The organism is Paenibacillus allorhizoplanae (assembly GCF_927798215.1).
Classification (GTDB): domain Bacteria; phylum Bacillota; class Bacilli; order Paenibacillales; family NBRC-103111; genus Paenibacillus_E; species Paenibacillus_E allorhizoplanae.
In genome coordinates this window covers 87686-109641 of the sequence record NZ_CAKMMW010000016.1, presented here as the reverse complement: position 1 = coordinate 109641, position 21956 = coordinate 87686, and the positions used below count along the sequence as shown (strand labels likewise).

17 protein-coding genes are annotated in these 21956 nt (G+C 49.9%); 10 read left to right on the top strand and 7 right to left on the bottom strand.

Annotated features, from left to right (window positions below; all coding sequences use genetic code 11):
- Positions 1-83: 83 nt before the first annotated feature.
- Positions 84-923, top strand: a complete 840-nt coding sequence (locus tag L6I86_RS23195) for a lipoate--protein ligase family protein (RefSeq protein ID WP_236290806.1) — start codon at positions 84-86, stop codon at positions 921-923.
- 267 nt (positions 924-1190) lie between these two features.
- Here the strand turns inward: L6I86_RS23195 and L6I86_RS23190 are convergent, their stop codons facing one another.
- From L6I86_RS23190 to dat, 4 genes are all read right to left on the bottom strand, one after another.
- Entirely contained in the window at positions 1191-1985 is a 795-nt protein-coding gene (locus L6I86_RS23190; protein ID WP_236290805.1) for an ABC transporter ATP-binding protein, read from the bottom strand.
- On the bottom strand, positions 1985-2899 hold the full coding sequence (locus L6I86_RS23185; RefSeq protein WP_236290804.1) for an ABC transporter permease: 915 nt from the start codon (positions 2897-2899) through the stop codon (positions 1985-1987). The genes L6I86_RS23190 and L6I86_RS23185 overlap by 1 nt, the downstream gene beginning before the upstream one ends.
- A gap of 71 nt (positions 2900-2970) precedes the next feature.
- Positions 2971-4023 (bottom strand): ABC transporter substrate-binding protein, encoded by a 1053-nt coding sequence (locus L6I86_RS23180; RefSeq protein WP_236290803.1) that lies wholly within the window; start codon positions 4021-4023, stop codon positions 2971-2973.
- A 358-nt stretch (positions 4024-4381) separates the two neighbouring features.
- On the bottom strand, positions 4382-5212 hold the full coding sequence (gene dat, locus L6I86_RS23175; RefSeq protein ID WP_236290802.1) for a D-amino-acid transaminase: 831 nt from the start codon (positions 5210-5212) through the stop codon (positions 4382-4384).
- Between the two features lie 278 nt (positions 5213-5490).
- Between dat and L6I86_RS23170 the strand changes: the two genes are divergently transcribed.
- The gene (locus L6I86_RS23170) at positions 5491-8130 is read left to right on the top strand and encodes an adenosylcobalamin-dependent ribonucleoside-diphosphate reductase (protein WP_236290801.1); all 2640 of its coding nucleotides are present in this window, start codon (positions 5491-5493) and stop codon (positions 8128-8130) included.
- Positions 8131-8738: 608 nt separating this feature from the next.
- Here the strand turns inward: L6I86_RS23170 and L6I86_RS23165 are convergent.
- Both L6I86_RS23165 and L6I86_RS23160 read right to left on the bottom strand, forming a co-directional pair.
- The gene (locus L6I86_RS23165; RefSeq protein ID WP_236290800.1) at positions 8739-8891 is read right to left on the bottom strand and encodes a hypothetical protein; all 153 of its coding nucleotides are present in this window, start codon (positions 8889-8891) and stop codon (positions 8739-8741) included.
- Between the two features lie 786 nt (positions 8892-9677).
- Positions 9678-9884 (bottom strand): hypothetical protein, encoded by a 207-nt coding sequence (locus tag L6I86_RS23160; protein ID WP_236290799.1) that lies wholly within the window; start codon positions 9882-9884, stop codon positions 9678-9680.
- Between the two features lie 265 nt (positions 9885-10149).
- Here L6I86_RS23160 and L6I86_RS23155 point away from each other — a divergent pair, with 265 nt between their 5' ends.
- Positions 10150-12792 (top strand): FIMAH domain-containing protein, encoded by a 2643-nt coding sequence (locus L6I86_RS23155; protein WP_236290798.1) that lies wholly within the window; start codon positions 10150-10152, stop codon positions 12790-12792.
- A gap of 135 nt (positions 12793-12927) precedes the next feature.
- Here the strand turns inward: L6I86_RS23155 and L6I86_RS23150 are convergent, their stop codons facing one another.
- Positions 12928-14100 (bottom strand): ROK family transcriptional regulator, encoded by a 1173-nt coding sequence (locus tag L6I86_RS23150; RefSeq protein WP_236290797.1) that lies wholly within the window; start codon positions 14098-14100, stop codon positions 12928-12930.
- Positions 14101-14411: 311 nt separating this feature from the next.
- On the opposite strand from L6I86_RS23150, the gene L6I86_RS23145 reads away from it, so the two are divergent.
- From L6I86_RS23145 to L6I86_RS23115, 7 genes are all read left to right on the top strand, one after another.
- A complete protein-coding gene (locus L6I86_RS23145) occupies positions 14412-15863 on the top strand; it encodes an ABC transporter substrate-binding protein (protein ID WP_236290796.1) in 1452 nt (483 codons plus the stop codon).
- Positions 15864-15926: 63 nt separating this feature from the next.
- Positions 15927-16874, top strand: coding sequence for a carbohydrate ABC transporter permease (locus tag L6I86_RS23140; protein ID WP_236290795.1), 948 nt, complete (start codon positions 15927-15929; stop codon positions 16872-16874).
- Between the two features lie 27 nt (positions 16875-16901).
- Positions 16902-17744, top strand: a complete 843-nt coding sequence (locus L6I86_RS23135; protein WP_236290794.1) for a carbohydrate ABC transporter permease — start codon at positions 16902-16904, stop codon at positions 17742-17744.
- 47 nt (positions 17745-17791) lie between these two features.
- Positions 17792-18964, top strand: a complete 1173-nt coding sequence (locus tag L6I86_RS23130; protein WP_236290793.1) for an ROK family transcriptional regulator — start codon at positions 17792-17794, stop codon at positions 18962-18964.
- A gap of 38 nt (positions 18965-19002) precedes the next feature.
- Positions 19003-19983, top strand: coding sequence for a Gfo/Idh/MocA family protein (locus tag L6I86_RS23125; protein WP_236290792.1), 981 nt, complete (start codon positions 19003-19005; stop codon positions 19981-19983).
- Between the two features lie 62 nt (positions 19984-20045).
- A complete protein-coding gene (locus L6I86_RS23120) occupies positions 20046-21044 on the top strand; it encodes a Gfo/Idh/MocA family protein (RefSeq protein ID WP_236290865.1) in 999 nt (332 codons plus the stop codon).
- Between the two features lie 155 nt (positions 21045-21199).
- Complete coding sequence (locus L6I86_RS23115; RefSeq protein ID WP_236290791.1) at positions 21200-21955, top strand: Cof-type HAD-IIB family hydrolase; 756 nt, start codon at positions 21200-21202, stop codon at positions 21953-21955.
- Position 21956 lies beyond the last annotated feature (1 nt).

Sequence of the window (21956 nt, the reverse complement as noted above, 5' to 3'; positions counted from 1 at the left end):
TCGAACGCTGAACTTGAATATGCTATGATAGAGATTAGTTTTTGGGAAAAAGTGACGTGCTACACGAAAGGAAGTCGAATGAGATGACAGCTTGGCGATTTATACATACAGGGGATCGATCTCCTGCTGAAAATATGGCTTTAGATGAAGCGATACTTACCGCACACAGCGAAGGCAAAGTTCCGCCAACGGTACGTTTCTACGGATGGAATCCAGCTACATTATCTATTGGTTATTTTCAAAAGGCGGCAGAAGTGGATCAGGAAGCGGTAGCGAACGAGGGAATCGGATTTGTGAGACGGCCCACTGGCGGGAGAGCTGTGCTGCACGATAAGGAGTTGACGTATAGCATCATCGTTGCTGAGGATTATCCAGGCATTCCCCGCAATGTGACAGAAGCTTATCGCGTGTTGAGTGAGGGGTTATTGCAAGGTTTTCGTGCGCTAGGCCTAGCAGCAGAAATGGTGCAGTTGGCAAGCGATGAGGAAAAAGAGAAGTATGCCTCCGCTGGCTCTGCGGCATGTTTCGATTCACCTTCATGGTACGAGTTGGTTGTGGAAGGTCGCAAAGTCGCTGGCAGCGCGCAGGTTCGGCAGAAAAACGTTGTGTTGCAGCATGGCTCGATCTTGCTGGATATGGATACGGATCAATTATTTCGGATGCTGCGCTTCTCCAATGAGAAGGTGGCAGATCGCATGAAACAAAGCTTTCTGAAGAAAGCGGTGGCGATTAATGAATTGCTGCGTGCGCAAGGCAAAGCGGAAGTTACACTAGGCGAAGTTGAGGAAGCGTTCCGGCGTGAAATCGCGCTAGGCCTTGGAGTCGAACTTGCCGAGTCGTCTTTGACGGATTATGAGGTAGAACTTACGGAGCGATTGGTGAAAGAGAAATATGGCACGGATGAGTGGAATTTACGACGTTAATGGTTGCGAAAAGTTGGCCAGGTAGGAAGTCCTTGCCATGATGGTGATGTAGTATAAATGGATTTTATACAGGTAATATCAGCCAATCTTGGCTGCTTGGTCAAAACTCGCTGGATTAGCTGTAGGTTTTCCAGTTATCCAAGCAATTGACCGAAAATGATCTAAAATAACTGGAGTTTTTACAGTTAGCTGATTCATCGGTATACTTCCAAATAAAAGGACAGTCATTAGGTAGAATAATCTACGCTAATGACTGTCCTTCTTTAATTACCCGAGTACGACACGGTCATCCGCCAGCTTATTGCCGCTGATATGTTCAAACTCACCGAGAAGCTGCGCTACCGTGAGGTTCTTCTTCCGTTCCTCGTTCACATCAAGAATGATGCGACCTTTATCCATCATGATCAGGCGATTACCGAGACGAATCGCTTGCTCCATATTGTGCGTGACCATGAGTGTGGTCAGCTTCATTTCGCGCACGATTTCCTCAGTCAATCGTGTGATCAGTTCAGCCCGTGAGGGATCGAGCGCGGCTGTATGCTCATCAAGTAGCAGAATCTGCGGCTCGGTGAACGTTGCCATTAGCAAGCTGAGGGCTTGTCGCTCGCCGCCGGAGAGCAGACCGACCTTCGCGCGCAGACGGCTTTCCAAGCCGATGCCGAGGCGCTGCAGCTGTTCCAGGAACAGCGCGCGCTTCCGCGCGTTGGTGCCGAAGCTGAGCCCGCGCTTCTTGCCGCGGGCATACGCCATGGCGAGATTCTCCTCGATGGTCATACGAGGAGCCGTCCCTGCCATGGGGTCTTGAAAGACGCGGCCGATCCACTGGCTGCGCTTGTATTCAGGCAGATGGTGAATAACTTCACCATTGATAGCGACCTCGCCGGCGTCAGGGGTCATGACACCGGAAATGATGTTCATCAGCGTCGATTTACCGGCGCCGTTACTGCCGATGACCGTGACGAAGTCACCGGGCTTGAGGGTTAGGTTGATACCGATGAGCGCAATTTTCTCGTCGGCAGAACCAGGGTTAAAGAGTTTGGAAACGTTCGAGAGCTGCAGCATTAGCGCTCACCTCCTTTGTTCATTTGCAGCGCGAGCTCGAGGAGCTCAGCAGAGCGCTTCTTCGCATTCGCTTTTTGTTTGATCGCTCGCTGCACGGAAGGGAGAACGAGCGCGATAATGACGATAATCGCGGTAATTAACTTCAAGTCAGACGCTTTCAGCCAGTCGACTCGAAGCGCCAATGCGACAACGATTCGGTACACGATGGAACCGAGTACAGCAGCGAGTGTCGCTTGGAAAACGGAGCGAGCCCCAAAAATCGCTTCCCCAATAATAACGGAAGCTAGTCCGACCACGATCATCCCGATACCCATCGAGATGTCCGCAAAGCCTGATTGCTGCGCAATAAGTGCACCGGATAAAGCCACTAATCCATTTGACAAGCTCAAGCCTAGAATCGTGGTCCGGTCCGTATTGGCACCGAAGCTGCGAATCATGCGTGCGTTGTCCCCAGTTGCACGGAGGGCAAGACCCAGATCGGTATGCAGGAACGCATCGAGCAACAATTTGAATACAATCACAATGATCAAAACAACGGTAATTGGTGACATGGAAGTAAACAACGTATCTACGCCAAGAAGCGAAATGTTCGGCTTGCCCATGATACGCATATTAATTGAATACAAGGCAATCATCATGAGAATCCCGGACAGAAGCCCATTAATTTTACCCTTCGTATGAAGCAGTCCTGTACAAGCGCCAGCCACAAGTCCACCTGCAAAAGCGGCTAAACAAGCAAGAAGCGGTGAATAGCCATTCGCAATCAGAATCGCAGCAATGGCACCGCCTGTTGTAAAGCTACCGTCCACGGTTAGATCAGGGAAATCAAGAATACGAAACGTAACATAAACACCTAGCGCCATCAACGCATAGAGAAGTCCTAGCTCGACGGCACCAGTCATTGAATCCATCATCATTATTCCTCCTAACTTTGAAAAAAAGAGGTGAACGAAAGTGACGTTCACCCCTTTAGTGTCTGAATACTTTACTGAATAATGTTTTTCTCTTTATCTTTTACTGCGGCTTTCATTGCATCCGTTACTTCGATGCCTTGTGCTTTAGCAGCCTTTAGGTTTAGGATGAGATCCATTTTGTCAGGCACGGTAACTTTCATGTCGGCTGGTTTTTTACCATTTTTCAAAATGTCGACAGCCATTTGACCTACTTGGTAACCATGATCATAGTATTTGAAACCAACTGTTGCGAAGGCACCTTTTTCAACGGTATCGCGGTCACTGGAGAAGAATGGGATCTTCTTTTCGTTCGCGATTTGAATGATACCATCCACACCACTAACAACCGTGTTATCAAGCGTAATCAAGAATGCGTCTACACGTCCAACAAGAGATTGTGCTGCTTGTTTAACTTCTGATGTGTTCGTAACAGGTGCTTTAATGAGCTTGATCCCATGCTTGGTTAAAGATTGCTCAGCATTTTTGGCCATAATGACAGCGTTTGGTTCTCCTTCATTCAGGACAAGACCAACTGTCTTAATCTTCGGCATATTAGCTGCAACGAAGTCCATCAATTGGGCAATGGCCATTGGATTCGTATCGGAAGCTCCGGATACATTACCGCCTGGCTTGTCCACGTTGGTTACGATTTTAGCTGCAAGAGGGTCTGTAACAGCTGCGAAAAGAATTGGAGCCTTCTTCACTTGCTGCACGACTGCTTGTGCGGATGGCGTTGCAATACCAAGTACAAGATCGTTGTCTGCGGAAGCAATTTTTTGAGCGATGGATAAGTTATTGGGTTGATCACCTTGTGCGTTGTTAAAGTCCACTTTCAAGTTCGTGCCTTCTACGATGCCTGCATCTTTAAGTGCTGCAAGGAAGCCTTGGCGTGTTGCATCCAAGGATGGATGTTCAACAATTTGTGAAATCGCAATCTTGTAAGTCTTGGATGCGGCTGCTGTAGCTGCTGGCGTTGTTGACGCTGCGCCGCCTGCTACAGGTGTTGGCTCAGCTTTTTGACCACAACCTGCTACTAACATAATAGCTGCGGATAATACGATGGATGTGAGTGCTTTCTTTTTCAACAAAATTACCCCTCTCGAAGTTCCAAGATATTGCTTGGACGCAGTGCTCTCGCACCACTTTAACGCTTTTGTTCAGCAAAGTATGATGGTGCGGAGTGCCCAAGTTCTTTTTATAATTAACCATAGTTTAATTGGCTCATGGGTTTCCGTCAATTGTTTTATCCGAATTTGTGATTTATTTGTAAAGATTTGTCGGGAGGGGAATGAAGAGATGCGAGTGAAGAGATGCGAGTGAAGAGATGCATTAATGAAGAGATGCAAATGAAGAGAAGAGGCTTGTACACAAAAAGGAGGACAGCCTTAGAAGCCAGATGAGATGACTAGGGCTGCCCTTGTGTGGTTGAGGCGTGTGCGCCTTCTAATTGAGGAAGGTTCGTTCAAATTCAGCTTGAAGTTTCTGAGTTGTTGGACCAGGTGAACCAGAACCGATCGATTGGCCGTCTATTTGAAGGATTGGTGTAATTTCTACCGTCGTACCTGTGATAAAAGCTTCATCCGCCTGAAGAAGTTGTTCCGTTGTGAAAGCTTCTTCCTTGACTGGTAGTTGTAAGGCATGCGCAATTCGGAGTACGACAGCACGTGTAATACCATGTAGAATTAAATGATTGGCAGGATGCGTGTAGAGAACCTGATCTTTCACCATCATTAGATTCGAGGCACTGCATTCGGTCACCGTTCCTTCACGATGAAGCACGACTTCTTGTACACCATGATCAAGTGCAGCTTGCTTCGCTAGGACATTTGGCAGCAAATTTAAAGTCTTGAGATCGCACCGTAACCAGCGAATATCAGGTTGTGTAACGGCTTTGATGCCATTCTGAATGGTGGCTAAGGGACGCTTGACCTCAGAGCAATAGGCTAGTAAAACCGGCTCAGCCTGTGTAGGGAAAGGATGCGCGCGAGGAGCCTCTCCACGAGTGATTTGCAAATAAACCGTGCCTTCGATGAGGTTGTTGTGCCCAATGAGCTTGTTTAAAATAGATAGGATTTCTTCACTCGTATGCGGTAAGGGAAGGCGTACTTCACTAGCTGTTCGTTCGAGTCGCTGCATATGTGCTGGGCCTTCATAGATTTGTCCATTGTAGACGCGGAATACTTCGTAAATGCCGTCTCCGAAATAATAGCCGCGATCATCAGGTGAGATTTGAATGACTTGTTTATGTACGAATTCATTTTTATAAAAATACATGTGGGTGCACTCCTTAGGAATAAAATAATTATGGAACATATGTTCTAAATAATACTCTGATGTGGTATCCTACTTATAGGTTAACAAAGGATGAGAGACGCGTCAAAGCTAGTAAATTCGTGACTAGAGTGAATTTGGTTCTTTTGCCAATGGTACATCCATATGTTGTGTAGTATAATTATTTGGCACTACCATATATTGTGAAATAAGGGCTACTAACTCTTGTAGCGACTATCTTAAATGCAGCTGAATATGTAGTCTATTGGGAGGCTTATGGCATGGGGAATGTTTATGAGAGCAAGAAGTTAACGGGATTAAGTGAGAAAATCTTTTTGGATCGCTACGCACTTAAGAACGCAGATACGAGTCATGCGAAGGTGGGGGATACCGTCCTCGTTTTGACCAAGGATGATCCTAAATTCCCAGCAAAAGAGGTTGGCGAAATTATTAGTCGTGAAGGAAATACCGTGAAAGTTCGAACGCGCAGTGGGGAAACCGTGGAATCTGCAGTTGAGAAGCTAACGTTAAATATGGAGAAAACACCGGAAGAAATGTGGGATCGCTTGGCAGGCGCGATGGCTTCGGTTGAGAAGACAGCGGAGAAGCGTCAGGAATGGACAGAGAAGTTCAGATATATTCTGAACGATTGGAAGCTTGTACCTGGGGGCCGTATTGCAGCAGGCGCGGATGCGAGTGATGAATTGACTTTGTTCAATTGCTACGTTATTCCTTCACCGAAGGATAGTCGCGGTGGGATTATGAACACGTTGACCGAAATGACGGAAATTATGTCACGCGGTGGTGGCGTTGGGATCAACCTGTCTTCGCTTCGTCCAAGACGTTCTGTGGTGAAAGGTGTAAATGGATCGTCCAGCGGTGCTGTCTCTTGGGGCGGATTATTTAGTTATACGACAGGCTTGATCGAGCAAGGTGGCAGCCGTCGTGGGGCGTTAATGCTGATGATTAATGATTGGCATCCGGATTTGGAGGATTTCATTACGGTGAAGTCCACCATGGGGCAGATTACGAACGCAAACTTATCCGTGTGTGTCAGCAATGGCTTCATGAAAGCAGTGAAGGAAGATTTGGAGTGGGAACTGGTGTTCCCGGATACGACAGATCCAGAATACAATGAGCTGTGGGATGGTAACTTAGATGCGTGGAAGAAATTAGGCAAGGCGGTTAAGCCTTATCGCACGGTTCGCGCGCGTGATGTTTGGCATTCGATTATTGAGTCGGCATGGAAATCCGCTGAGCCTGGCGTAGTTTTCTTGGAATATTACAATCAGATGTCCAACAGTTGGTACTTCAATCCAATCATTTGCACGAATCCATGTGGGGAACAGGGGCTTCCGGCTTGGGGCGTTTGTAATTTATCGGCGATCAATCTATCGAAGTTCTATGATGCAGAGAAGCACGACGTCGATTGGAAAGAGCTTGCTACCGTCGTGCGCTATTCAACGCGTTTTCTGGATAATGTCATTGACAAAACACCGTATCATTTTGAAGAAAATCGGGTGAATCAGCAAAATGAGCGCCGGGTAGGACTAGGTACGATGGGTCTGGCGGAGCTTATGATTCTTTTGAAAATACGGTACGGCAGCCCTGAATCACTCGAGTTCTTGGACAAGATTTATGGGTTCATGGCGAGAGAAGCGTATCTAGCTTCATCTGAGATTGCAGGCGAGAAGGGATCCTTCCAAGCCTTTATCGAGGATAAATTTATGGAAAGCGGCTTTATGCGCAAAATGACAGAGGTATATCCTGAGGTTGGAGCGGCCATTCATCAGAATGGTATGCGTAACGTGACAGTAATTACCCAAGCGCCAACGGGAAGTACCGGAACGATGGTTGGCACATCGACAGGGATCGAACCCTACTTCGCATTCGAGTACTATCGTCAAAGTCGCCTAGGCTTCGATAAACAGTATGTGCCGATTGCGCAGAATTGGAAAGACGCGAATCCAGATCAAGATCTGCCGGATTATTTCGTTACCTCCATGAGCTTGTCCGCTGAAGACCATATTCGTGCACAAGCAGCTATTCAGACGTGGGTGGATAGCTCCATTTCTAAGACAGCTAACTGTCCAGCTGATTTCACGGTTGAAGAAACGAAACGACTCTATGAATTGGCGTATGATCTGGGCTGTAAAGGCGTAACGATCTACCGCGATGGCAGCCGTGATGTCCAGGTATTAAGCACAAGCTCGGATAAGAAGGAAGAAGTAAAAGTGGAGGCTCAGCCGGAAGTTGCTCCAGTAGCTGTCGCGGCAGAGGCTGTTGTGGAGAAAGAAAGTTTTACTGCCATTTCTGGCAAACTTGCTGTAAATGTGGACGCTAAGACGGAGCAAGGCTTCGATAAGCAATACAAGCGTCGTCCGCAAATTCTGCGTGGCGCTACTTATAAAGTGAATACGCCATTCGGTATGGCGTATATCACGATCAATGATATGAACGGAACGCCGAGTGAGATATTCCTTAACGTAGGAAAAGCTGGCTCCGACGTGTTCGCGATGTCCGAAGCACTTGGCCGCGTGTGCTCCTTGTTCTTGCGTTATGGCGATCACGGTGACAAAGTGAAGCTGCTCGTGAAGCACTTGAAGGGCATTGGCGGCTCCGGCGCCATTGGTTTTGGCAACAACCGCGTCGAGTCGATCGCAGACGCGGTTGCCAAAGCGCTCGAGCAGCACGACGAAGTGATGAGCGAGCCTGACGATGCGCGAAACTACGTGACCGCGACGAGTGAAGTGTTGGATGCAGCGCCGGCGGCTGGCGCAGCGGGTGTTGGCGGGCACGCGGCTCCGAGCGCGACGAGTGTCGCGGCGATGGACTTGTGCACGTCGTGTGGATCGGCTTCGCTGGTGAACAGCGAAGGGTGTAAGAATTGTATCAACTGCGGATATAGCAGATGTAATTGAATAATAGCCAGGGCGGGGGCCCTGGCTGTTTTTGTTGTTGTGAGTTGTAACTTGAAATGTCGGTGACTGGAAGATGAAATGTCGTTGAGTTTGAACACAAATGTCGTCGCCCGAGCCTATATGGCACAGGCTTATGTGTGTTTTTTTTATTTTATAATTTTTTATTATTTTTTTAGAATAGCTTACTTATTAGACGTTTAGTTTCAGAAATACTTAAAATACATTTTTATATAATTTAATGAATAAAGATACAAAAAGAAGCAGACATCTGATGAGTCTCAGTTGTTGTCTGCTTCTTTTTTTTGAATGGGTAGTAATCTATGATGAAGAAAAAACTAATGTACCCCACTTGGGGTCATCGCATCAGCTTGAACTGGAATCTCCGCTATCAAAATATGCCGCGGCTCTGCTTACACCCTCACTTATAACCCAATCTTATTTCCATATCTCAAAAAAACCTTTACATAAACAAAAGAGGAAACGTGGCATTGATGGCGAATGATATTTATCGATAATTAATAAATCTAAATGATTTATTAATTAAATAAAAGAATGAAGCTATTTCCTGTACTTCGAAATCATTGTGAAAATTGAAAACAAGGAGATGACTAACAAGTGAACAAGAAACTGTTAACCCGCTGCTTCACCTGCCTGATGGCCGCGCACCTTGCCGCCGGCTCTCTTCTGCAGCTTAGTAGCCCTGCAGCTGCAGAAAGCGCAGCCGCACTCGAAGCGGTAGCTGGAATCCCCCGCATGCTCATTACTGAAATGGTCCCCGATTCGGGTGGAGACGATGCGCTGGGAGAGGATCCCTACGAGTACCTAGAGGTTTATAACAACAGCGACCAGCCGATCGACTTCAAGGACTATTCTATTTTATACAGGTACCCAGGGGAGCCCGGCCAGGATTTATTCTGGCGGCCTTACACCGATAAACAGATTATCATCCAGCCTAAGCAGGCCATGGTTTTCTGGGCGGTTACGGCGTCAGGGGAGCCCAAGACGGTGGCTGACTTTAATCAGCATTTTCAAACCTCGCTTGTTGAAAATAAAGATATTGTCCGGATTCCCGGTGGTCTTAACAACCTGAGGGAAAGAACCCTCGTGGTAGCTACTAATACAGGAACCGACATTGTACGTGCGAGCTTTAATCCAGGCGTGATCGATACAGCTGCGGATATGAGTATCGAGTACGGCGTTCCAGACGCCGGCAGTCTCGATATGAAGAAGCTCAGCTCCAAGACGTTGCCGGCCTCCCCGGGAACCTTCAACCCGGCTAATGTACCCGCGGAGCCTGTCCTCACTGTGAACGACCCTGTCCCGCCGTCGGTAAAGGATCTTTCAGATCACTCCGGCATTGACCTGATCAAGCCAATTGAGCTGATGGCCGAAGCGGCAGATGATCGTCTTCTTGCGTCCGTTAATCTATACTATAAATCCAACAAGACGACGAATTATAAAATGGTAACCTCGCCTCGCGGCGCCGACGGACGCTTCCGCTACTCGTTGGAGATGATGGAATGGTTCGGGAGCCCGACACTCGACTACTATTTCCAAGCATCCGATACCTTTAACACAACGTCAACGGCTCCGAAAACGATCAGCCTGGCTGGGAATGAGAAAAGCCCTGCGCTGAACGTTCTTGATGGCGATGTTCTGTCTGATGAGCGGGTTCTGATCGGTTCGTCAACCACCGCAGGGTCCATGTCGCTGTCGATCGACGGCCAGCCGGTCAGTCCAACGGAACGAGCCATGGAGAACACGGCTTATTTTGTATTTGAAGCGGACGACATAAATGTAGGGCAGAACGTGACCACCATGGGCAGCGAGACGCTGTACTTGATTCCGTTCCAAACCAATGATTACAAAACCATGGTAGTGCCGGTACGGCCCGATTTGTTCAAGTACGGTCAGGCAAATCCGATTGCACTGCGGGCGGGTTCATCAACCCGACCTTATTATGAGAACCAGCCGGAGCCCGGCCTGGATGATTTCAATATCCGCAATGTCCGGCTTGTTTTGGCGGACGGTACGGTCATCCGCGACCCGAAATATGCGAATCCGGCTACCATATTGGACATGGGAGATAACGGACGCTTCCTTCCGGTTGTGTACTTCAACTTCAAGATTCCCGAGCGCTATTGGGACGGGATCTCCTACCGATGGAACACCGCAGCAGCCGTTGACGGACCTCATCGGGTCGAGGTGACTTTGCCTGACGGCAGCAAGGACACAGCGAGCGTGATGGTAGACAATCAAGGTCCGGTTGTAACTGCGAATATTACGGAAGGCAATACTTACAAAGGGGCTTTTGAGATACAAGCTTCCGCATCGGATGCGGCTTCCTCCGTCAAATCCTTCGAGGTGAGACTGGATGGTAAGCTCATTGAGGTTCCGTACTCCACCTCCTCTGCGGCTCTCACTCCGGGGGAGCATAATCTTGTGCTTAAGGCTGTAGACGCCGGGGGCAAATCGACGGAGAAAACGACCAAGTTTACAACTCCTGTAGAGCTTCCGGGTATGCCGCTCCTAGCGGCGCCGGCGGACGGTGCACAGGATACGGACACGAACGTGAGCCTGCAGGTATCGGTTTCCGATCCGACAGGCGACCCGCTGAACGTGAAGTTCTTTAAAGGGCAAAAGATCAACGCCGCGGACGCGGGAGTGACCGCTTACAAGCATGCGGCTGATGTAGAGCCTCCTCTGACCTTGACGAGTCCGGGAGAAACGCAGCTGACCGCCGAAGAACAAACAGCCGCCGGAGCCTCCGATGACCGTTACGTCACTAATGAATCTACTGAACAGTTTCCTTATCAGCGCTTTGAAGTGGAAGTGAGGGCGGAAACCGGCGTCGGCGATCGTCTCGAGCTAAGTTGGGAAGGGCATTCGCTCAAGGGTCGTAAAGTAGGTTTGTACGCATGGAATTATACTGCGGCAAAGTGGGATTCCCTAGCGTCCACAGTGGCCATTTCCGAGGAAGACTTTAACCTCTCAGCGGCGGTGGACGGCGGCAATTATGCAAGAAACGGCAAAGTCCAAGTCCTGATTCAGGACGAGATTCCGAGACGTGAACAGTACGACTTTACCATTGCCTCTATACCGGACACACAGATCTACGCGGAAATTCAGCCGGAGTATTTTGAGTCCCAAGTCAATTTCCTGCGCGATGCCAAAGAATCGATGAATATTAAATATGTGATGCAAGTGGGGGACATTGTAAACTCCGCAGGCATCAAAGGACAGTGGGAACGTGCGGATAAGTTTATGAAGGTGGTGGAAGACGCCCAAATTCCTTGGGGTTTAGTCGCGGGCAACCATGACGTGTTCGACGGAGGAGCGACGTCAGTGCCGGATTACTCGGAATTCTCGAAGTATTTCGGAGAGAACCGCTTTAAGGATAAGCCTTACTACGGAGAGTCGTACAAAGATAACAAAGGTCACTATGACCTGATATCGGCAAGCGGCAACGATTTTATTTTCGTCTACATGGGCTGGGGCATGAATGATGAGGATATGGACTGGATGAACAGCGTTCTGAAGCAGTATCCGGATCGTAAAGCGGTCATTGTGGTTCATAATTATTTGCAAAATAACGCAACGAGATCCGCAACTGGTAACGAGATTTATCAGAAGGTCGTAGTACCGAATCCGAACGTATGGATGGTCATGAGCGGTCATTTCACCGGAAGTTCGCTACGTACCGACCAGCTAGACGATAATAAGGACGGACAGCCGGATCGCAAAGTGTACCAGATTCTTAATGATTACCAGGGCATTCCAAACGGCGGAAACGGATATTTGAAGCTTCTGCATTTTGATACGAAGACGGATACCGTCTATGTTAATACGTATTCACCGTATTTGGACGATTACAATTATTACGATCCGAGCAAGGACGAGTTTAAGCTTTCGGTGGACCTGAAGCCGATGGTGAAAAGAGTGGCCACCGACGCGATGACGGTAAAAGTGTACGCTAACGATGCGATCGGATCGGCGCAGGCGGTCAGCGGTTCCACAGCCACGGTCAACTGGAACGGCCTGAAAGGCAGCACGAATTATGAATGGTACGCACTGGCGGAGGACAGCTTCGGTGGACGGACGTACTCGGATATTTGGTCCTTCCGCACCCGCCTTACCGTTGAAGCGCCGCAAGGCGTGAAGGTGGCAGACGTGACCGCGGGTTCGGCGCAGCTGAGCTGGTCCCCGATAACGGCATCCGACGGAAGCAGCGTGACCTACCAGGTGTATGGTAGTCATGGGACCGTCTCCACGGTGACCGGCACGGTGTACAATTTGACGGGACTGGAGCCGGATACGGTGTATACGTTCCAGGTCAAGGCCGTACACTCGTCGGGAGCAGAATCTGTGCTCAGCGAGCCGGTAAGTTTTAAGACATCGATCGACCTGCCTGCTCTGCAGAACGGACTGCAGCGCTTTATTGCCTCCGGTAAGGTTACCCATCCGCTGGCCAAACAGCTGGAGAATTCGCTGAGCCAGGCGGAGAGCCATGTGCAGAAGGGACAGCAGGATCAGGCAGCCAAGAAGATCGAGGACTTTATTAAGCATCTCAACAATAAAGCACTTGAAGAACTGGTTTCAGCCGACGCCAGGCAGTGGATGAATGATAAAGCTGTGGCCCTGCTTCGAGTCTGGAACCGATAACCTGCTTGGAAGGCGCAAATAAACAAAAGCCCCTGGAAGATTGCTCAACTCTTCCAGGGGTTTTTCGTTGTGAAAATATCGTCTATAACCCTGTATTTCCAGTTTACTGATGTACAACCGAGCTGTGACTGCCAGTCACAGCGACAAGCTGTCGAGCGGGATCTTGAACACGCTCTGAAGGACAAGCCCGACGGCCAGTGCAGTCTCGTCCTCCACGTCGGTGAGATGTAGGAACTCTACATTCCGGCACGTTTCCGGCACTTGGGCCATCACTCGCGCTTTGAGTTCGTCGACGAACGAGTCCCCCCATACCGGTAGCATAAACCCGGTGAGCAGAACCCGGTCCGGATTGAGCAGGGTGACGATATTGGCAACGGAGTAAACGATCGCCGTTCTCACCACCTCGCTCAGCCGAACGGTTTCGGGGTCTCCGGCGCGGACAGCTTCGTTGAACTGCTCCCAACTCCGACCGAGCGTCCGCAGCAAGCCCCTGGAGGAAGCCAATGTGGTTAGGCACCCTCTGCCGCCGCAGTAGCACTCATAATCGTAGGGCGGCATAAACGCCTTATAGTGGCCAACCTCGCCTGCTACGAAGGAGGAGCCGGTGACCAGCAGCTTCTCTACGACGATGGCGCCCCCGATGCCTCTGGCTAATCTAAGCGTCACATTGTTTTTGGAGGAAATCAGACTTCCGCCCATATTTTCGTTGAGCGCGAGCAGATTGGTGTCATTCTCCAGAAAGACGGGCAGCCCGTACTCATCCTCGAGCAGCTTTGCCAGCGGTATCCGCTTCCAGCCGAGCCCCGGCGAGCGAAGCAGAATGCCTTCGGAGGAGTCAACGAGTCCATGGACGCTGAAGCCGATTCCTTTCAGGCAGGTAGGGTCAGGGATCTGGCCTATGAGTTTGTCGATCACGCTGCGGATCACCCGGAGCAAGTCCTCTTCGGTCTCGTAACGGTCTGCCTTCACTTCAGCTTCCGCCAAGCGGACGTGCTGAAAATTATATACCGCTCCCCGTGCCGATGTGCCAGACAATTCAATGCCGATCGCACTGAATCGGGAACCGTTAAGCAGCAGGGGAACGCGCTTACGGCCGCTGCCGCTCTCAAGGGATTGCGGTTCGCCTTCGACGATCACTTGATCCTCGAGAAGCCGGTTGACGATGTTGGTGACGGTTTGCTGACTAAGTCCGGTTTTTATAGCTAACTCTACACGGGAGATCGGACATTCGGAATAGATCAGATGCAGCACTTTCTGCTGATTGATGGATTTAAGCAGCGTGTGGCTTGCATGTTTCAATGTGGACATAAGTCGACCTCTTCCTTGAACTGAACACGTTTATACTCTTAGTAGAAATTAGTTTACCACGCAGGTCATTACTGGGTAAAGTCAGGGATTTTGTCGAAAAGTTTCTATTGTATCAAAAAGAAAAAAGAGGTAGGATAATAATAAATAAAATTGATTTATTAATTGAGTGTAAATTGTAAGCGTGTTCACACCTTGTTAAATAGTGATTTTTAACAGATCCGTTACAAAACGATAATCATCGCCAAACAATTACACTTTATTATTGTATTTAATAAATCAATTTTCTTTATTAATTCGAGGGGGGTTTAAGTATGAGAAACAAATTTGGAAAGCTTACGGCTTTAAGCTTGGCAGTTGCTATGTCAGGTTCTCTGCTTGCAGGGTGTACAGGAAAAACGGAAAAGCCTTCAGCGAGTCAGCCTCAGAATCAGACTAAAGAAGATGTCTACGAAAACGGGCTGTCGAAGACGGAAAAAGTGACGCTGAAGATCGGCTTCTTCATGGGAGGCTATGGAAGGGAATGGTTCGATTATGCAGTAAAATCCTTCCAGGCCAAATACCCGAACGTTTCCTTCGACGTTACAGCATCTGCGGACATGAAGAACATGATTCAAACGAAAGTTTCCGCAGGCAACGATAACGACATGTTCGACATTTTCAACACCACGCCGCCGTCAGGAGCACAGGGCATCATTTCCCTGGCGGAAGCCGGTAAGCTCGAGCCTTTCGATGACATGTTCGACAAAAAGCTTCCGGACGTACCGGGCAAAGCAATGAAGGAACTCATGATGCCGGGCCTCGCCGAATCGTTCACCAAGGTGAACGGAAAGGTATACGAGTTTGCCACCTCGAGCTCTTACGGTGGATTGTTCTTCAATAAGACGCTATTCGAGCAGAAGGGCTGGAACCAGAATCCGAAGACATGGGCCGACTTTAACGACCTGCTTGCCAAAATTAAGGTGGACGGCCTTGCTCCGATTACTTTCCCGGGAGTTTACCCTAATTACTATGATTGGGCCTTTGGACCTGCAAAGCTGTTTGAGCTGGCCGATATCAAAGGAAACGCAGATAAGGTAATCGAGAACTATAAAACGTACAATGGCCCTCAATTTACCAGCGAGGAAAGCTTGGAACACTGGAACCGCCTGTATGAGCTTGGCAAGAAGGGATACTTCCCAGAAGGATTGCCGGCGTTAAACCATACCCAGTCCCAGATGCAGGTGATTCAAGGACAGGCCGCGATGGTTTCCACAGGAAGCCATGTGGAGAACGAAATGAAGAAGACCACTCCGGAAGATTTCAAATGGGGCTTTATGGCGGTGCCGTTCAGGGATAAGGTGGAACAAAAGCTTTGGATCCGAAGCGGAATCACCAACTTCCAATACATGTGGGCCGGCAAGCCTGATCTGAACAAGAAGTGGTCCAAGGAGTTCATTCTGTGGCTGATGACGCTGGATAACCAGCAGTTTGCCGCAGAAAAAGCGGGCGCCCTCCCGATGAGAAAAGACTTGATTGACGATGCGAGTAAAGTCGTTAAGCTTTCCACCTCTGCGCAGGCGATTCTGAAGTATATTAAGGATAACGATGCCCGGTCGTATAAGCCGCACAGAACCGTTAGCATCTCCGATCCGAACCTGGCCAAAGCCAATAAGATGATGGAAGAAGCCACGGTGAAGATCGTATTAGGCAAGCAGGATCCGAAGCCGATTCTCGAAGAAGCAGACGCTTTGCTCAAGAAAGCCGTAGAAGCTCAGAAGAAATAAGTTTATAGGCGGGGAGGGGATCCTCTCCGCTTTTCCATTTCCCTTGATAGGAGTTGACTTCCTTTGTCCGAACCTACTGTAGTAAAAGTTAAACCCTCTTATTCCGGTCGCATGGGAATGGATAAAGCGCGGACTCAGAAGTGGATTTTTCTCATCCTGGCTGTCGTGCCGCCGTTCGGGGGCTATCTGCTGTTCACGCTGTTTCCGAATGTTTTATCCGTTTACTATGCGTTATTGGATTGGGACGGGCTTACGGATTCCAAGTTTGTAGGGCTCAGCAACTTTGTTACCGCGATTCAGGACGAGTATGTATGGCGGGCGCTTAAGCACAATCTTATTTTTATGGCGACGGTACCGGCGCTGGTCGTGCTCATTTCCTTACTGCTTGCTTATCTGGTTACATACAAGAGTTATGTGGAAAATGAGTTCCTAAAAATCCTGTTCTTTTTTCCGAACGTTTTATCGATTGTCGTCGTTGCTTTATTATGGGCGTTCATATATGACGGCACATACGGCCTGCTTAACAGCGGCCTGAAGCTGCTCGGGATCGATATGAACCATTTTTATTGGCTGGGCAACGATAGTACGGCACTGTGGGCGCTGATCCCACCATGGGTTTGGGGAGGCGTCGGGCTCTATGTCATCATTTTCGTAAATGCTATGTCGGGCATTCCCAAGTCGCTGTATGAATCGGCTATTATCGAAGGCGCAGGACATATGACGAGGTTATTCAAGATTACGCTGCCGCTCATTCTGCCCGTCGTCCGGGTCAGCGCGCTGTTCCTCGTGATCAGCACGCTCAAGACTTTCGAGATTATTCTGATTATGACCAATGGCGGCCCATCCGGCTCCACGGATGTAATCGGTCTCTATATGTTCAACCTTGCTTTCGGTAAAGAGTACATCAACTACGGTTACGCATCCGCTGTCGGTATGATTCTGTTTGTCATCTTGATCACGGCCAAACTGCTGATGGATAAGTTTCTTCCGAACCGGGGCGTAGAGTACTAGGAACATATTTTTTTAAGAGGGGAGAAGATGAAATTGAAGGAAAAAATGACGTTTATGGACGTTGTGTGGCGTTTGGTACTGTATGTGTGGGCTTTGTCAATCCTGTTTCCGCTGGTGTGGGTGTTCTATGAGTCTCTGAAGTCCAATCCGGAATTTTTCAAGGACATCTGGAGTCTTCCCAAGAAGCAGCAGTGGTCCAATTACACTACAGCCTGGACGGAATATGGCTTCGGTCGTTCGCTGCTAAATACGCTTTATTATGTAGGCGGAAGCCTTGTAGTCAGCTTGTTCTTTACTACACTTAACGCTTATGCCTTGACCCGGATGGAGTTTAAGGGACGGCAGCTGATCTGGGGCCTTATTATGCTTTCCTTGTTCCTGCCTGGGATTAACGCCCTGGTGCCGCAGTACGTGATCATGAGGGAGCTGCATTTGACGAACAGCTTAACGGGGTTAATCTTATTGTCCTCCCTTGGGGAGAGCGTGTTCTATTTAATGTTGCTCGGAGGCTTTATGAAATCGCTGCCCAGGGACATGGAGGAAAGTGCTCATATCGACGGCGCTTCGATCTTCCAGGTGTTCTCGCGGGTGATCGTTCCCTTGTCCACTCCGGGCATTGTTACGGTTGCGATTTTTAAATTCCTGGGCTACTATAACAACTTCATGGGGCCGTTCATCTATTTGAGCGATCCCGAGAAATACACGATTGCGGTTCAGATGTACCAAGCCAATAAAATGATGGAGTTTACGGCGGATTGGGTTACGTTGTTTGCAGGGGTGATGATTGCGATGGTGCCTTCGATCATTGTGTTCATGCTGTTCCAGCGGATGATTATGCAGGGCGCCACTTTAGGTGCGGTTAAGGGCTAAGTAGAGAGATAAGGGATAGCGATAGGAAGGAGCTGTCTTGTGCACAAATGAACGAGAACACAAGCAGTAAATGGCTGAAGTCGGTAAATCAACAAAAGGTGCTTCGACTTATTTATGCAGAAGGGCCAATCTCCCGGGTAAAGCTGGCGGAGAAAACGGGACTGACCGCGCAGACGATTACGAACATTGTAAACAGGCTGCTTGGAGAAGAGATTTTGCACGAAAATGTGCCGTTGGAAAACGGGGTGGGTCGCAAGCCCGTTCCGTTGGTGGTCAAGAGCGAGGAGCTGTACGCGCTAGGCATTGAGGTTGCGGTGAAATATGTGCGGGGCACACTGGTGGATTTCCGGAATGTACCCATCAGTGAAGTCACGGAAACGATGTCTTCCGACACTAATGAAGACCATGATGAGAATAAGGTCGAGTGCATCGTTAAGGTGATCGACCAGTTGCTAAAACGGGTGCCGAAGATGAACCAGCTCAAAGGCATCGGATGTAGTATCCAGGGGCTGGTCGATTCCACGGACGGCGTAGTGCTGCTTTCTTCCGGTCTGCATTGGCGGAATTTCCCGCTAAGGGAAAGGCTGGAGCAGCATTACAACCTGCCGGTCTATCTGGAGAATGATGCGAACCTGCTTGCGCTTGTGGAAAATTTGAATGGAAGCCTGGCTGCATCGAATCATAACGTGACAGTAAAATTGGATTACGGCATCGGCGGAGCTCATGTGATGAACAAGCAACTGAATTCGGGGGCCGGACATGTGGCGGGCGAGCTCGGGCATTGTAAAACGTTCTTCGGCATCGAAGCCATGCCGTGCCACTGCGGAGCCAAGGGCTGCCTGACTACGCTGGTCTCTGGAAGCGGAATGAAACGCAACCTGGGATTTACGCTGGAGGAGTTCGGGCATCGGATTCGGGAAGGGGATCCAGTTGCGCGGGAGTGGCTTGCAAAGATGGCCGAGGCGGTAAGCTCCGCCTTAAGTAACTTGATTACCTTCTTGAACCCAGATCATGTATTGTTTACCGGCAAGGTGCTGGACCATACGGGAAATTATCTGATGGACCCGCTTAGAATGCGTATTCTGGAGAACATTCCGGAATCCTGCCGTAAGGTCCGACTTCTTCGGCTGGAGCAGACACCGGACGATTCGGTTCTGGCGGCTGGGCTAGTCATGAACCGGTTCTTCGACGTTCCGACGATACATTTATCCGTCATTTAACGGGGGTTAAGGCTGTTTTGCGAAAAGGAGAATCCTGCATGAAGATTGCTGTAATCGGCTGCGGTACAATGGGCCGTACCCATGGGGCCGAATGGATTAGAATGCCCGGTATTGAGCTTGTCGGTGTGTGTGATATGCAGGAAGAAGCAGCTCGGGCGCTTGCCGGGAGGTTGGAGACAAAGGCTTTTTCGGATTTCGATCAAATGGTGTCGGAGACGTGTCCGGAGGTTTTAGATATCTGCTTACCAACGCACATGCATAAGGAATTTGTTATCAGGGCCGCCCGTCTCGGGAAGCATATCATTTGCGAGAAGCCATTCGCCTTGTCGCTCGAGGAAGCGGATGAGATGACTGCTGTCTGCGAGCAGCAGGGAGTAAGGCTGTTCATCGGTCATGTGGTACGCTTCTTCCTAAGCTATACCGATATTCGCCGCAAAGCTGCAGATGGAGTAGTCGGGAAGCCCGGAGTGCTGCATACAAGACGGATGGGTGGTAATCCGGGTGTTGCCAAGACTTGGTACAACAATAGTGAGATCAGCGGCGGAGTAATCCTCGACCTAATGATTCACGATATTGATTTTGCTCAAAGCATCTTCGGGAAGGCCGTATCCGTGTATGCAATGAACCATAGGCACGAGGGTCTCGACTATGCCCTGGCTACCCTGCGTTTTGAGAATGGCGGGATTGCGCATCTCGAGGGTTATTGGGGATTTCCGGGCCCTTTCACGACGAGCGTGGAACTGGCCGGCAGTGGAGGTGTCATCCGCTTTAACAGTGAGGAAGCCGTTTCGCTCAAGATGTTCAAAGTAAATAACGATTTGCCTGAGACCCCTGCTCTCCCGCTTCCCAAAAGCCCTTCTATGTATAATCCGTATTACTTGGAGCTCGCTCATTTTGTGGAATGTCTGCAGACCGGCGCCGAGCCGGACATAACGATCGCTGACGCCCGAAGTGCGCTGCAGACGGGCCTTGCCGCGATTGAATCCGCCGCCACAGGTCGTCCGGTACGTATACAGTGATGAAGTTGGACAGGAAGGGGAGAGACGTATTGACTGAGTTAACGAATGTTGTAAAGATAGGTATGATCAGTTTCGCCCATGGCCATGCGGCCGGCTTCTATTACCAGCTCCGGCGGCTGCCGGGAGTGAAGGTAACGGGCATAGCAGATGAGAACCGTGCCCGGGTGGAGCCGTATTTGCAGCAGGATGCCGAAATCCGTTATTTTGCGGATTACCGTGAGCTGCTGAGCAGCGGCTGTGATGCCGTGGTCATCTGCTCGGAGAACGTTCATCATGCGGAGCTCACGATTTCCGCAGCGGAGGCGGGAAAGCATGTGCTGTGCGAGAAACCGCTCGGCTTGAACGTGGAAGAAATGGAACAGATGGTAGCTGCCTGCGAGAAGAACGGAGTCCGGCTGATGACGGCGTTTCCGTGCCGCTTCCTTCCTGCAGTCGTGCAGGCCAAGGCCGCGATTGACCGTGGCGAGATTGGTGAGGTCGTTGCGGTAAAAGGCTCGAACCGGGGCACTATGCCTGGCGGCTGGTTCATAGATCCTGAGCTGTCGGGCGGAGGCGCCCTTCTGGACCATTCCGTTCATGTCATGGATCTGCTCAACTGGATGCTGAACAGTCCAGTAACGGAGGTGTACGCAGAAGCTGCGACCCTGTTTCATGAGATTCCGGTAGATGACGCCGGAATACTACACGTGAAGTTCGCAAGCGGAGCTTTTGCTTCGATCGATACCAGCTGGTCGCGCACGAAGTCCTTCCCATACTGGGGTGATGTTACCCTGGAGATTGTGGGGACGAACGGTCTGCTTTCCGTTGATGCCTTCGGCCAGAAGAGCGAGGTCTACAGCGATGAGAGAATGAAAGTCCAGTGGAGCCACTGGGGAGACGATATGAACCGCAGTCTGGTGCAGGCTTTCATCGATGCGATAAGGAGCAACCGGGAAGTGCCGATTACCGGCATGGACGGCCTTCGGTCGGCTGCTGTCGCTGCGGCGGCTTACGAATCGGTTCGTCGGGGCGAACCGGTAACTTTGGATGAAAGTGGACGCGTGAAGCTTAGCAGGAAATAAGCTGTCGCAGAAGCGAATGACTAGAGTAACCAGCCAGCAACTGCTCAAATCAATCAGCAAACTGGCCGTAGGCTTGGTGTTGAAGCGCATATTTGAAGTACCTGTCGACAGTCTGTCGTTGTAATCGGAAAGAGAGCGTGGAGGAGATCAAGGGAATGCCTGAATATAAATTGTTGGCTTTGGATATGGACGGCACGCTGCTAACCGACGATAAGCAGGTGACGGAAGAAACGAAGAAGTGGCTCTGGAAAGCTGTGGATCATGGGGTAACCGTAATGTTCGCTACAGGGCGGGGAATGCAGACCGCAAGCTCTTTTTGGGAGGAACTGGAGCTCGATTCGCCTATGGTTATGTTGAACGGAGCGGAGATTTGGGAAGGGCCGAACCAGTTGATGGCTCGCACCTATTTGCCCCGCGAAACGGTTCGACGGTTGCATGACCTGGCTCTCCGGGAAAATGCGCATTTCTGGGGCTATTCCGTGGAGAGCTTGTCCGGCCAGGGGAATTGGAGCGAAGAGCTGTTCGAAAAGGATTGGATGAAATTCGGCATGAAGCATAACGATTTGGGGGTAGTGGCGCGTATCCGTGAGGAGCTGTTCGGCTGGGGTGAACTGGAGATTACATCTTCCGCTCCGGTCAATGTGGAGATCTCTGTCAAGGGGATCACGAAGGAAAGCGGCGTGCGGGAGGTTTGCCGGTTGCTCGGCGTCGAGATGGCGCAGGTCTTGGCGGTCGGCGACAGCGAGAATGATATTTCGATGCTGCGGGCGGCTGGGTTTGGCGTGGCGATGGGCAACTCTGAGGAGCAGGTCAAGGCGATCGCTGATGCCGTCACTGCGTCCAACAACGAGGACGGAGTCGCCAAGGCAGTGCAAAAATTTATTTTTGGTCTGGACATAACCGAGTTCTGAT

Excerpts from the sequence above, each read along its gene's own strand:
- dat (WP_236290802.1), bottom strand. The coding sequence starts at position 5,212 with ATGTATTTTTATAAAAATGAATTCGTACATAAACAAGTCATTCAAATC.
- L6I86_RS23185 (WP_236290804.1), bottom strand. The coding sequence starts at position 2,899 with ATGATGGATTCAATGACTGGTGCCGTCGAGCTAGGACTTCTCTATGCG.
- L6I86_RS23165 (WP_236290800.1), bottom strand. The coding sequence starts at position 8,891 with ATGAGCATGCGGGGGATTCCAGCTACCGCTTCGAGTGCGGCTGCGCTT.
- L6I86_RS23160 (WP_236290799.1), bottom strand. The coding sequence starts at position 9,884 with ATGGCTCGTTCCGTTGGACTGACCGGCTGGCCGTCGATCGACAGCGAC.
- L6I86_RS23190 (WP_236290805.1), bottom strand. The coding sequence starts at position 1,985 with ATGCTGCAGCTCTCGAACGTTTCCAAACTCTTTAACCCTGGTTCTGCC.
- L6I86_RS23195 (WP_236290806.1), top strand. The coding sequence starts at position 84 with ATGACAGCTTGGCGATTTATACATACAGGGGATCGATCTCCTGCTGAA.
- L6I86_RS23120 (WP_236290865.1), top strand. The coding sequence starts at position 20,046 with ATGATCAGTTTCGCCCATGGCCATGCGGCCGGCTTCTATTACCAGCTC.
- L6I86_RS23130 (WP_236290793.1), top strand. The coding sequence starts at position 17,792 with ATGAACGAGAACACAAGCAGTAAATGGCTGAAGTCGGTAAATCAACAA.
- L6I86_RS23150 (WP_236290797.1), bottom strand. The coding sequence starts at position 14,100 with ATGTCCACATTGAAACATGCAAGCCACACGCTGCTTAAATCCATCAAT.
- L6I86_RS23115 (WP_236290791.1), top strand. The coding sequence starts at position 21,200 with ATGCCTGAATATAAATTGTTGGCTTTGGATATGGACGGCACGCTGCTA.
- L6I86_RS23145 (WP_236290796.1), top strand. The coding sequence starts at position 14,412 with ATGAGAAACAAATTTGGAAAGCTTACGGCTTTAAGCTTGGCAGTTGCT.
- L6I86_RS23170 (WP_236290801.1), top strand. The coding sequence starts at position 5,491 with ATGGGGAATGTTTATGAGAGCAAGAAGTTAACGGGATTAAGTGAGAAA.
- L6I86_RS23135 (WP_236290794.1), top strand. The coding sequence starts at position 16,902 with ATGAAATTGAAGGAAAAAATGACGTTTATGGACGTTGTGTGGCGTTTG.
- L6I86_RS23125 (WP_236290792.1), top strand. The coding sequence starts at position 19,003 with ATGAAGATTGCTGTAATCGGCTGCGGTACAATGGGCCGTACCCATGGG.